Source organism: Dechloromonas aromatica RCB (genome assembly GCF_000012425.1).
On the sequence record NC_007298.1, the window covers coordinates 2,739,922 to 2,751,760 of the forward strand.

The following is an 11,839-nucleotide window of genomic DNA, read 5'->3' on the forward strand; positions in this document are numbered from 1 at the left end:
TCGGGAATTGTGACGGAAAAGCCCCTCCAATTAGAGGCGCTTGAGTTTGGCAACTTTCACCGCACTCTTGAGCCCTTACTTACTCGCCGCCAAACTGCAAGTGCTATCCGCGGGCATGGTGTCCGCACAGCCTTCACGGCGAAACCCATCGCCCTGAAGCCAGCCTCGCTGGCGCCGCAGTCGTTACCTGCCTGCCTTGACGATTCACCGCCGCCCTGTCCGGGGTCCGCACTTCATCCCGAACTGAGACCCATGCCTGCCGACGCCCGTCGACCGGTTCCCTGAACCCAGGCACATCCAATTTGCCCACGCCGTCGACTTCACCTTGAAGTCCGATGCAGTTTCCTCGCGCCTGTCCGTGACCAAACCATCGGTCAACGCCATGCCTTTGCCATCCCGCCGGGGAGCACACCTCCCCCGGGAGCGGTGTGTTCCTCATTTTTCTTTGGAGAACACCCATGGCCCGTCGTTCCACTGCGCCTTCCATGTGGCTGCCCGGATTCGATCCGGACGAGCCCGAGCCCCCTACCCTGCCGAAACTGGCAATCCCCATCGTCATTCCGACGGTGGACGCGGCCTTGGCGGAATGCATCGAAGCGACTCAGATCGAGACGCCCGAACCTGCCATAGTTGCCCGCGCCAGTTGGCGCACGACCAGCCAGGTCGTCGAGGCCGCACCACGCATCCTGTGGCCGCGCCTCACCAGTGCCGGCCGGCTCTATCCGGTCGGCGCCGTCGCCAAGTTCGAGGCCAATCTGGTGGCCATCGACACCCTGCAACGGATGGAGAACGAGAACCGCATACCCAGTGCGGAAGAGCGCCAGGCCCTCCTGCGCTACACCGGCTGGGGCGGTCTGCCGGCGAGTTTCAACCTGGATACGGACGAGCCCGCTTGGGCCGAACGCGCCCGACGGTTGCAGGACCTGCTGCCAGCCGAGGATTACGCCTCTGGGCGGGCCTCCGTGAACAACAGCCACTACACCGAGATTCACGTGATCGAGGCCATGTGGCAGGCAATACATCGATTCGGCTTCAGCGGCGGCCGCGTGCTCGAACCCGCTGCCGGCATCGGCCATTTCATCGGCACCATGCCGGAGGATTTGGCCGGGTGCAGCACCGTCACCGCCATCGAGATCGACCGCCTTTCGGGTCGCATCCTCCAGGCGCTCTATGCCTCCGGCGGCGCGGACGTGCGGATCGCTCCCTTCGAGAAAACGCCGCTGCCCGAGAACTGGTTTGATCTGGTGATCGGCAACGTTCCTTTCGGCAAGTACCAGGTCGCCGACCAGAGCAACCGGGCCTATGCCCACTACAACATCCACAACTATTTTCTCGGGCGCGCTATCGACCTGGTACGCCCCGGTGGGCTGGTCTGCCTAATCACCAGCAGCCACACGATGGAGTCCCGGCAAGAGACGGTACGCCAGTATCTCGCCAGCCAGGCCCATCTGCTGGGGGCCATCCGGTTACCGAAAGGTGCCTTCGCCGGCATCGCCGCCACCGAGGTGCAGACCGACATCCTGTTCCTGCGCAAGCGGCAACGCTCGGAGACGGTCGAAGCCGAGTGGCTGGACATCACCGCGGTGCCGAACGAATTGAGGCACCCTTTGGCACCGCCGAATCGCTACCTGCCGATCAACGAATGGTACATGCGGCACCCCGAGTTCTGCATCGGTCGCATCCGTAGCGAGAGCAACGGCTACGAGGAAGTCCCGATGGCAGTTTTCGAGGGCGACCTGGAAGCGGCCCTGCGCGAGCGCATCGCCTTGCTGCCCACCGGCGTCTTCGAGCCGGTTAAGCACGCAACGGCACCGCTACGTGTCGTGGTGCCGGCCGAAGCCGGTGCCCGTCCCGGTAGCTTCCGTCTGCATCAAGGGCGGGTGCATCGGGTCGAAGGCGGCGAACTGGTCGATGTCCATGACCAACTCAATGCCACGCAGCGGGGCCAGATCACCGGCATGTGCGCGATCCGCGACCATGCCCGGACCCTGCTCGATGCGCAACTGGAGGACGAGAACAATGGTCGTCTGGGTCACCAGCGGGCCATGCTCAACGGCACCTACGACCGCTTCGTCGCCAAGTACGGCTGCCTGACGGCCCGGGCCAACGCGCTGGCATTTCGGCGCGACCCGGACTATCCGCTGCTGCTGTCCCTGGAGCACTACGATGAGGAATCGGGCACGGCGCGCAAGGCGGCGCTGTTCTCCCAGCGCACATTGAGCCGCGTAGTCGAACCCGATCGTGCAGGCGAACCGAGCGAGGCACTGGCCGCCTCGGTGCAGTGGCGAGGCCGGGTCGATCCGGCCTACATGGCCGGGCTGCTGGAAGCACCGGAAGCCGAAGTCATGGCTATGCTTGCCAGCGCCGGCCACATTTTCCTGGACCCGATGGATGGGGACTGGAAGACCGCCGACGACTACCTGTCGGGCAACGTGAAAACGAAGCTCAAACAGGCGGCGCTGTCGGGACCGGCGTATCGGCGCAATGTCGAGGCGCTGGAACGGGTACAGCCCGAGGATCTGCCGCCGGCGGCCATCGAGCCGCGCCTGGGCGCGGTGTGGGTTCCGGCCCATGACGTCGAGACTTTCGTCCAGGAAGTGCTGGAACTGAAGGACTGCCAAGTGGGCTACTCGGCCGAGGCTGGTGCCTGGTCGGTGAAGTACGGCGAGTGGGAAGCCCGGCAGAACGTCAAGGTAACCCAGGAATTCGGCACCTCGCGCATGAACGCCATCGAACTGGTGCAGTGCGCGCTGAACGTCCAGGTGCCTACGGTGCGCGACCGCGACCCGGAGACCGACAAGTACTACGTCAATGCCGACGAAACCTTGGCCGCCCGGGAAAAACTGGGCCTGGTCAAAGAACGTTTTGCAACCTGGGCCTTTTCGGAGACTGAACGCCGCGAGCGCTTGTGCCGCATCTACAACGATCTGTTCAATGCGACGCGGCCGCGCCACTTCGAAGGTTCGCACCTGAAGTTGCCGGGTTTCTCCCGCTGCTTCGATCTGCATCCGCACCAACCGGATGCCGTTTGGCGCATCGTGCAGTCCGGAAATACCGGCCTCTTTCACGTGGTCGGTGCCGGCAAGACGGCGGTCTGCGTCATTGCCAGCATGGAACTGCGCCGTCTGGGGTTCGCCAACAAGCCTTGCCATGTGGTGCCCAATCACATGCTGGCCCAATACACCGCGGAGTTCGTCCGGCTCTACCCGAACGCCTCGGTGTTGATGGCAAGCAAGGAAGACCTGGAGGGCGATCGCCGGCGCGAGTTGGTGTCACGCATCGCCACGGGCGATTGGGATGCGGTAGTCATAACCCACTCGAGCTTCGAGCGCATCAAGTTGTCGCCGCAATTCACCGAGGGCTACATCAAGGAGATCATCCATGAAATAGAAATGGCGGTACGCGCCGAGAAGAGCAACGACCGGTCGAACCGGATCGTCAAGCAACTCGAGGCGATGAAGAAAAGCTGGCAGGTCCGGCTGGAAAAGCTGTCCGCCGACAGCAAGAAGGACGATCTGCTGACCTGGGAGCGACTGGGCATCGACTGGCTGTTCGTCGATGAAGCCCACTTGCACAAGAACCTCTACCGGTTCACCAAGATGACCCGGGTGGCAGGCCTGCCGCTGACCAGTTCGGAGCGCGCCTTCGACCTCTTCCTGAAGACGCGCTACACCATGCAGCGCCACGGCAATGCGCAGCGCGGCGTGGTGTTCGCGACGGCAACACCGGTGGCCAACACCATGGCCGAAGTCCACACGATGATGCGCTACCTGCAGCCCAAGCGGCTGGAGGAACTTGGGCTACAACAGTTCGATGCCTGGGCGGCGACCTTCGGGGAGAGCGTGACGGCGCTGGAAATCGCGCCGGACGGCAGCGGCTATCGCATGCACACGCGCTTCGCCCGGTTCATCAACGTGCCCGAGCTGATGGCGGTGTTCGGCGAAGTGGCCGACATCCGCACGGCGGAGATGCTGGCCCTGCCGGTGCCAAAGTTGCGTGGCGGCAAGCCGCGAGTCGTCGCCTGCCCGGCCAGCCCGTCGTTGAAGGCCTTCGTGCAGACCCTGGTGTTGCGCGCCGAGGCGATCCGCAACGGCGAGGTCGATCCGAAGGACGACAACATGCTGGCGGTGACCACCGACGGCCGCAAGGCCGCGCTGGACTTCCGGCTGGTGGCACCGACGGCCCGCTTCGACGATAACGGCAAGGTGGCTGCCTGCGTGCGGGAAGTGCATGCCATCTGGCAGCGCACGATGGATTTCCGCGGTGCGCAGTTGGTATTCTGCGACTTGTCGTCCCCCAAGGGCGGCAAGACGTTCAGCGTCTACGACGACTTGCGGGCGCGGCTCATGGCAGCGGGCATTCCCGAGAAGGAAATCGCCTTCGTCCATGACGCCGAGAGCGATGCTCAGAAGGCTGCGCTGTTCAAGGCGGTCCGGGAAGGCCGGGTGCGGGTGCTGTTGGGCTCCACCGCCAAGATGGGGGTGGGCACCAACGTGCAGACGCGCCTCGTGGCCCTGCATCACCTGGATGCCCCGTGGCGTCCCTGCGATGTTGAGCAACGCGAGGGCCGCATCCTGCGCCAGGGCAATCTGAGCGAGGAAGTGGAAATCTTCCGCTACGTCACCCAGCAAAGCTTCGACAGCTACTCATGGCAGACGCTGGAAACCAAGGCACGCTTCATCGCTCAAGTCATGGCCGGCGACAAGGGAATCCGTTCGCTGGAAGATGTAGAACTGGCGGCCCTGTCCTACGCCGAGGTGAAAGCCTTGGCCTCGGGCAATCCATTGGTGATCGAGAAAGCCGGTGTAGACGCGGAGGTAGCCAAGTTCTCGACGCTGTTCTCGGTGTGGCGCAACCAGCGCTTTGCCAATGAGGGCGAGGTGAGCCGGTTGCCGATTATGATCGAGGCGCTGGAAAACAAGATCGCGCTCTATGCACAGGATTTGGAACGAGTTGAAACCCCAACCTTCCAGGGCCTCGCCCTGGAACTCGGCCGCCGGCGGATTGTCGGCGCCGATGCCGTGGGCGAGGCGCTGCGCGGCCTGGTGAAGTCCGCGAAGGACGAAGTGCAGACGGCAAACCGCCCGATCGAACGCGTCGTCGGCCGCTTCGGCGGCTTCGATCTCGGTGTGCGAGCCACCCGGAGCGGTGAAGTGCCCAATCTCTACTTGTCCGGGCACTGCCTGTACCAGGCCGATCCCTATCAAACGGGTCCGGCTCTCGTCGCCGCCCTGCTTGGTGCTTTGGAATCGATAGCCAAGCACCACACCGATGCCGGGACACTGTTGGCAACCCGGCAAAAGAGGCTGGAGGATCTTCGGTTGGAACTGACCCGCCCCTTCGAGTATGAAGGCCGCCTGACCGATCTATTGATTCGGCAGCGCGAACTGCTCAGGCAACTCGACCTGGACAAAGATGAGGCGGGCATCGGGAAAATCGACACCGAAGATCTGCGGCAAACTGCTTGATTAACCTTACCCCCACGGTCGAAAGACTGTGGGGATTTTCTTTGGGTATCAATGCGGCTTCGAGAGCGACTCCGCTTCTTCAACCAACGTCTTGATCGCTTTGAGGTCAGCCAATACAAACCCATAAGTGAAACTTGAATCGACCTGATTCTTTTTCGATTTGCTGAGGTTCCGATGAACATGGTCGGGACCATATTCGACCGCATGGTGATTGGCTGAGTCAATCCGCGAGATTGGCTTTCCATTTGGATCTTGAATCATGTAGGCATAATCATCCAGTGCATCCTGTCTGAGAATGATGCGAAACCCGGTTCGTCGAACCGCAGTAATTGTCTTCTCGTCGACCTTCTCGATGTCACACTCAAGCTCGTTTTGAACCGCAAGGCAAGACATGGCCAATGTCTCGTTCGTATGTTTGACGAGTTTCATGTTAGAGAAGAACGGGGCGGGAACGCCCATTCTCTTTGCGATGTATTCGATGAGCGATGCGTGATCTCGGGCTTCATCCTCGTGCTGCTTGCACAAGCGGAGTCCGATTATCAAACCACTTGCACCGATAAGCGTCCCCGTCGACATGTAGTCGGTTTCCTCTCCGCATATCAAGCAACCATCCGTAGCAAGCCACATGCCCTTTTCAACCCCCGTATTTTCGACCCGTCCGGCGACAAGACCCCGAAACGCTTTGCTCTTGGCCTCCCAGCTTTCGTGCCAACGGTGGTAGCGGCTCGCGTACTCCCTATCTTCGATAAGTTCCGAGAATTTTGCTGTATTGACAACAGGTAGTTTGAATCCATGGCGCTCAAGGAAGAGGCCCAACCGACCAATTTCATCGAGAAGGTGCGATTTCATGAAGTAAATTCTGGGCGTCGGAAAATTCTCGGCGACCGAATAAAGCGCATTGAAATGACAAGTACCGCCTTCAACAAACATATGCGCTGAGTCTGCGCCTTTCATCATCCGCAGCAAATCTTCCGGGGAGTCCATGTCGATGGCCGTCACAGGCATCTTTGGTGACAGCAGATTTACTGCAATACCTTTCACACAAATATCCGTTTGCTTACCATCCAATCCCTGTGCATAGCAAAGCTGCATCAATTGTTTTATCGTCATTTGGTGAAACCGAAGTCCTATATGTTGTTGACCAATTTCTTTCTCTTACCGGCGCCACAAGGCTTGAAAAGAAAGCTGATAACTCAATTTGCATGACCGTTGAGCCAATGACGTTAACGTAACCAATGAGGTTCTCGTTGACATCTTCAGGCCATATCGGTAGCCCCAGTCACCTCAGTGCATTCGTCGCCCTACCTCAATGAAATAACTGAAGTAACAAAATCCGGATTTCCCTTAATCGGACTGGCTCTCACCGATGTCGCTGGGCTATAGTTCTGCGCTTTCATGCTCGACCAGAATCATGGACACCATCGACGGAATCTCAGTCAGCGCCCCCCTCTTCCTCATCAGCGCCATGCAGCTATGCAACCTCTGCGGCAAGGAGAACATGGTCGCCGCCTTGGCCACCAATAATCTTTCCGCCAAGGAAGAGCAGGAGGAAGATGGGTTCCTGTTGAGCTACGTGGAGGAACTGCCAGCGGGATTGCTTGGTGAAATCCTCAAGCATCATCCGAATTTTGTCATTCGTCACAGCATGACTGCCGGCGACTCGTATTTCATGACGGTTTGTGAATGTGGCGGCCACTACGGGGACCACTACGTTCACAAGCAGTTACTCAACCAGGCTTTCCATGCGCCGGACGAGATCACGGTACAAGAACTGCCACTCGCCGGGACCTGGGTGATCCCCTGCGCTTACAGCCAAAGCATCTCGGTCGGTGAATTGCTGGATCTGGCGGAAATTCGGACTGCGAACTCATGAGTCGGCGGCTAACCGCCCTCGTCATCGGCAACGGCGCCTACGAGGATGCCAGCGAACTCGAAAACCCCGTCAACGACGCCGAGGATGTTGCCGCAAAGCTCGAGGCTTGTGGCTTCTCGGTGATCAAAGAAATCGACTGCACAGCCGCTGCAATGGACCGAGCCCTCAAGCGATTCAAGGGAGAACTGCCAGACAACGATGTCGGCCTTTTCTTCTTTGCCGGGCATGGCATGCAGATCGAAGGCGAGAACTATCTGGCGGCGGTGGACACCGATACCGCCGGGGAAGTTGAGGCCAAATACTCTTCGCTGCCCTTGAACCGGGTCATCGAAACCATGGAAAAGGCGGCAACGTCGACCAGCATCACCATCCTGGATGCCTGTCGCGACAATCCGTTCGAACGGGCCTGGCATCGTTCGGCGGCAACCCGCGGCCTGGCCCCCGTGTATGCCCCCAAAGGGACCTTGATCGCCTATGCCACTTCGCCAGGCCAAACCGCCAGCGATGGGCACGGACGCAATGGGGCGTATACCGCTGCATTACTTCAACATATTGCCACTCCCGACTGTTCGATCGAGAACATGTTCAAGCGGGTCCGCAACACGCTCAGTGCCGCCACACATGGAAAACAGATTTCTTGGGAGCATACCTCGCTATCCGGCGAGTTCTACTTCAACCTGAGCCTTGGGGCTCGCATTGACGACTACTCCGACAGCGCGCTCAGCGACGGCCTGTTCGTGCCCGACGAAGCCAAAGCATCTCATCGGATTATCAAGGCTCTGAAAAGCCTGACTTGGCCAGTGCAGAATCCGGCTATTGACGGGTTCTTGTCCGATATCGCCAACAAGGCGTCGCTGGACTCTCTCTTCGTTCTCGGGCGGAACATCTATCAGGCGGCATGCGGCGGATCGAACAGTGCCATTGCCTACCTGAGCGACTTCGCCGCCCGGACCCAGGCGGCGAAACCCGAGAAACGAAAAGCGCTACTGGACGGCATGCTGTTCGAGGTCTTCTTCGACCCCAAGGCAAAACTCCGAAAAGACTTCAAGACCCGCAGGTTCGAGGATCTATTCGCCCTCCAGCAGCATAAAAACCTCTCGTCCAGCTTTGACTTTATCACCGAATGTCTGCTTCCCGAGGCCGGCCGTTTCTACTCGACCCCTGGCAGAAAACACCCTGTGGTGGTCGATGTCGCGACGACTCCCGATAGTGCTGCCAATACGTATCGACTTAAGTCAATCCATTGCGGCGGTACTAGCATCATGTGGTTGGAGGATGAGGACTACGCAGTCGAACCGGGGGAAATCCCGAATGCCGAAAAGATGACCATCGCCAAGTTTGAGGCGCGACTGGCCGAACAAATGGCGGTTCCTTCCCATTTACTGACCATCAATTACCTTTCGTTCGACAAACAGGCTCATGAACGCATCCTGTTCCCCTATGGCTGGACGGTTCGGAAACGATAATCCCGAGTAAAAGCGATCTCAGCGCCGGGCGCTTGCAGGTGGCAAAAGGCTAGGCAGGCTTGAGCCAAGGACGAAAACAGCGCAATACTGTAAGGGCTTTCTGCGGACATCGTGTCTGCACAGCCTTCATCGGCAACTCTGCTTGCCCTGAAGTCCGGCCTCGCTGGCGTCGCAGTCGTCACCTGCCTTCCGAATACCCGACTACCGTCGGGACCGGCCGATTACTTGGCCGAGAGTCATGTTCAGCCTTCGGGCCGAATGTTGTGTTTCGCCGCCGTTCGACCTTCGGGTTGATCTGCATTGACCCAAGGCACTGTTCGCAAGAGCCGTAGGCCGTCATCCTGCACATGCCACCAGGCATGTCCTGAGCCGCTCTGCCGATCCGGGCGGAGCATCCCGAACGGGGAACCCCAAGTTCCCCGCCAGGGACAGGTGTTCCCTTTCATTCCCGAAGGAGAACACCATGTTCGCAACCCCTGTGACCCAAACGTCGCGCCCAGTTGCTGTGCTGTTAGGTGGTTCCGGGCATGCCCGGCCTGCCATACGCACACCGGCCATCCCGGCGTTGTTGAAGCCGCTGCCGATCATCCCCGGACGGTCCGGCGGCGCTTCCGAGCCTCATGCGATGGGAGCCTGATCATGCCGATCAGCCTCTACCGCCGACGCATTGCCGCCACCGTGATTCAACTGGCCAAGGACGATCCATCCCTGGTCAAGGAGGTCATCGCCCGCTTGCGAGAGTCGGGCGAGATCGAAGCCGACGATCTGGTCTATCTGGACCGGATTGCCGACCGCTGGATCAAGATTGCCGAGGAGAACAGCAAGGCCGTATCAGCGTACCCGCGTCAAGCGTGCGGGTAACTGGATGCCTTTGGCCTTAGCCAGTTCCGCAGCGATTTTTTCCAGCAGATTCGGACGTTCGTCGTTCAGCGTGTCGGCCCACCGGGTCAATGCCTGTTCGATGTCGTCCGGTGTTCGCGCCCCATCGAAGTCGAGTCCGAGTTTTCGGAAATCCTCGATTTCGTCGGGCGTGAACCGTAGTACGTCGCCTGCACGCAGCATGGTGTTGGCACCTCTTGTCTCGTGTGGGCATTCAGCTTAACAGCGCCACATGTCCGTGCAACCCCGGGGAGTCTACCGCTTCCCCGACCGGGGACAGGTGTTCCCTCTGTTCACCTTTGGAGATAACACCATGTCAATCGAGAAGTCCCGTCCTCATCCGCGGCGCGCCAGCCTCGAATCCGAGGAAGAACGTGCTTGGGTTGGTTTCTACCAGCGCGTCGGCCGGGATCCGGCCATCGCTAGCGAAGTTCTGGCCCAGTTGGAGTCCGATCCTGAAATGAAGCGCAGCCATCTGGCGCTCTACCTGTGCTGCCGGGAATCCCTGCGCCAGCACAAGGCCCGCCAAACGCGCCACAAACGGATCGGTCAGTTCGTCCGCTGGCTGTGCGTCGGGCTGTTCATCCAGCCACTGCGCGGTCTGCAGAAGTTGTGGTGTCACGGTAGCGACATCGCCGTCGAATGCCTGCCCGGGGTAGCCAAAGAACCGGCCATCGCCCAAGTTCGCCGCCTGGCTCGGGAAGCCGAGTTCCAAACGGCGCGCACAGCCTTCAACCAACGGACGGCTGCATCAGCGGCCGAACAAGTACCCGCATCCACTGAAACTCAGGCTGCGCCCAGCGCAAAAACAACGCGCACGGCTGCCTGACCCGAGAAGCACTGGACCCATATCGTCCCGGCCTGCAACGCGATAGCAGTTGCAGTCGCATCTTGATCGCCGAACGCCCACGCCCGCTTCATCGAGCGGCACGTGCAGCGCTCGTCCCGATCCCACCCTATCCATTAAATGCCCGTAAGCACCGGCAAGACGAACGCACCTGCCGCGAAATCTGCTCGCCACGCTTTCCCCCCCCGCCCGCCGTCTTGCCCTGCATGCCGGCCTTTTTAAGCAAGGAATCCATTGATGAGAACCATTACTGAAATCCTGAATGCCATCGAAGCACATGCCGAATGCGCCATCGCCCAAGAACTTCTCCGCATGAAAAAAGAAGTCCGGCAACTGCGTCCTTCCCTGTGCCCTGATGATCAGGAGCACGCCAACGCCCTGCTGTTGAAGTTGGATCGTCTGGTATCTGAACAGATGGTCGTCATTTCCGATGACGCAGCCCAGGAAGAACGCTTCCAACCGGCCGCCCAAGCAGCCTGAGACGCGGCTAACGTATCGGCTGCCAATTCAACAGACAGCCGACTACCCAGTACCCCGTGGGGCTCACACCCTGTGGGGAACGGGCGCCACGGGTTTTTGAAAGGAACCCGAGATGAACAAGGTCAGCATTAATGCCGAACAACAACTCTATGTGATCGATTGCGGCGAGGGCTACTCCTGCTTCGGCTTTGCCAACGCCCGCGATCATGCCGATCAGATCGCCAGAAAACTGAACCGATCAGACCTGGCCTTCACGGACGAGGACTATGCCACCCTCGCTGGCTACGAGAGGTATTGCCATGCCGTCCAGGCCTGGAGCGAATCGCCGCTGACGCGCACAACCTACTTCGATCCAGGCACCGATGCCCGGGCCGCCAAGGTTATCGAGTCCTGTCGGACTCACGAACGAAAGATCCGTCTGATTCTGGGCGACACGCTTACCGGCGAACCCTGGCTGGAAGAGCACGATGTCGTCGGCCGGATTGGCCGCTCGATCGGACCCCTGAAAGTCCCACTTCTGATTGAGCCTGGCGAACAGGGCGGCAGCGCCATTCTGTGTGCTTGCATCCTGGCTATCGTTGACTGGGCATCCGGCAACTTCCTGTACCGCCATGACGCTTATCGGGAAGCCGAGTTGAGCATCAAGCCATCAGCCAATGCCGAACGTCCCTGGGACGTACTCCGGCGCGAAGAAGTCGTCGCCAGTTTCCGGGATATCGGCCAGGCCGGCGCCTACCTCGCCTTCATGTGCGGCGCGACGATCGAGCCGCGCGTCTTCCGCTGACGTCGCCAAAGCAAGGCTATGGGGCATAGTTTTCGCACGACA

10 protein-coding genes are annotated in these 11,839 nt (G+C 60.0%); 8 read left to right on the top strand and 2 right to left on the bottom strand.

Features of this window, described 5'->3' with window-relative positions; translation table 11 throughout:
• Window positions 1-458 precede the first annotated feature (458 nt).
• Window positions 459-5,468, top strand: a complete 5,010-nt coding sequence (locus DARO_RS13065; RefSeq protein ID WP_011288278.1) for a helicase-like domain-containing protein — start codon at window positions 459-461, stop codon at window positions 5,466-5,468.
• A gap of 48 nt (window positions 5,469-5,516) precedes the next feature.
• Here DARO_RS13065 and DARO_RS13070 read toward each other — a convergent pair whose 3' ends face one another.
• On the bottom strand, window positions 5,517-6,578 hold the full coding sequence (locus DARO_RS13070) for a toxin-antitoxin system TumE family protein (RefSeq protein WP_011288279.1): 1,062 nt from the start codon (window positions 6,576-6,578) through the stop codon (window positions 5,517-5,519).
• A gap of 301 nt (window positions 6,579-6,879) precedes the next feature.
• Here DARO_RS13070 and DARO_RS13075 point away from each other — a divergent pair, with 301 nt between their 5' ends.
• From DARO_RS13075 to DARO_RS22885, 4 genes are all read left to right on the top strand, one after another.
• Complete coding sequence (locus DARO_RS13075) at window positions 6,880-7,341, top strand: hypothetical protein (RefSeq protein ID WP_157037212.1); 462 nt, start codon at window positions 6,880-6,882, stop codon at window positions 7,339-7,341.
• Complete coding sequence (locus DARO_RS13080) at window positions 7,338-8,807, top strand: caspase family protein (RefSeq protein ID WP_011288281.1); 1,470 nt, start codon at window positions 7,338-7,340, stop codon at window positions 8,805-8,807. Before DARO_RS13075 ends, DARO_RS13080 begins: the two co-directional genes overlap by 4 nt.
• Window positions 8,808-9,270: 463 nt before the next feature.
• A complete protein-coding gene (locus DARO_RS23125) occupies window positions 9,271-9,444 on the top strand; it encodes a hypothetical protein (RefSeq protein WP_198134038.1) in 174 nt (57 codons plus the stop codon).
• A 2-nt stretch (window positions 9,445-9,446) separates the two neighbouring features.
• Entirely contained in the window at window positions 9,447-9,668 is a 222-nt protein-coding gene (locus DARO_RS22885) for a hypothetical protein (protein ID WP_041224392.1), read from the top strand.
• Here the strand turns inward: DARO_RS22885 and DARO_RS13090 are convergent.
• A complete protein-coding gene (locus DARO_RS13090; RefSeq protein ID WP_011288283.1) occupies window positions 9,639-9,869 on the bottom strand; it encodes a hypothetical protein in 231 nt (76 codons plus the stop codon). The two genes, DARO_RS22885 and DARO_RS13090, sit on opposite strands and share 30 nt — an antisense overlap.
• A 130-nt stretch (window positions 9,870-9,999) precedes the next feature.
• Between DARO_RS13090 and DARO_RS13095 the strand changes: the two genes are divergently transcribed.
• From DARO_RS13095 to DARO_RS13105, 3 genes are all read left to right on the top strand, one after another.
• Complete coding sequence (locus tag DARO_RS13095) at window positions 10,000-10,515, top strand: hypothetical protein (RefSeq protein WP_041224393.1); 516 nt, start codon at window positions 10,000-10,002, stop codon at window positions 10,513-10,515.
• A gap of 255 nt (window positions 10,516-10,770) precedes the next feature.
• A complete protein-coding gene (locus DARO_RS13100) occupies window positions 10,771-11,013 on the top strand; it encodes a hypothetical protein (RefSeq protein ID WP_011288285.1) in 243 nt (80 codons plus the stop codon).
• Between the two features lie 112 nt (window positions 11,014-11,125).
• Window positions 11,126-11,797, top strand: coding sequence for a hypothetical protein (locus DARO_RS13105; protein ID WP_011288286.1), 672 nt, complete (start codon window positions 11,126-11,128; stop codon window positions 11,795-11,797).
• Window positions 11,798-11,839: the final 42 nt, after the last annotated feature.

What these genes read in the sequence shown, in the direction of transcription:
- DARO_RS13080 (WP_011288281.1), top strand. Translation starts at nt 7,338, where the DNA reads ATGAGTCGGCGGCTAACCGCCCTCGTCATCGGCAACGGCGCCTACGAG.
- DARO_RS13070 (WP_011288279.1), bottom strand. Translation starts at nt 6,578, where the DNA reads ATGACGATAAAACAATTGATGCAGCTTTGCTATGCACAGGGATTGGAT.
- DARO_RS13090 (WP_011288283.1), bottom strand. Translation starts at nt 9,869, where the DNA reads ATGCTGCGTGCAGGCGACGTACTACGGTTCACGCCCGACGAAATCGAG.
- DARO_RS23125 (WP_198134038.1), top strand. Translation starts at nt 9,271, where the DNA reads ATGTTCGCAACCCCTGTGACCCAAACGTCGCGCCCAGTTGCTGTGCTG.
- DARO_RS13075 (WP_157037212.1), top strand. Translation starts at nt 6,880, where the DNA reads ATGGACACCATCGACGGAATCTCAGTCAGCGCCCCCCTCTTCCTCATC.
- DARO_RS13100 (WP_011288285.1), top strand. Translation starts at nt 10,771, where the DNA reads ATGAGAACCATTACTGAAATCCTGAATGCCATCGAAGCACATGCCGAA.
- DARO_RS13065 (WP_011288278.1), top strand. Translation starts at nt 459, where the DNA reads ATGGCCCGTCGTTCCACTGCGCCTTCCATGTGGCTGCCCGGATTCGAT.
- DARO_RS13105 (WP_011288286.1), top strand. Translation starts at nt 11,126, where the DNA reads ATGAACAAGGTCAGCATTAATGCCGAACAACAACTCTATGTGATCGAT.
- DARO_RS13095 (WP_041224393.1), top strand. Translation starts at nt 10,000, where the DNA reads ATGTCAATCGAGAAGTCCCGTCCTCATCCGCGGCGCGCCAGCCTCGAA.
- DARO_RS22885 (WP_041224392.1), top strand. Translation starts at nt 9,447, where the DNA reads ATGCCGATCAGCCTCTACCGCCGACGCATTGCCGCCACCGTGATTCAA.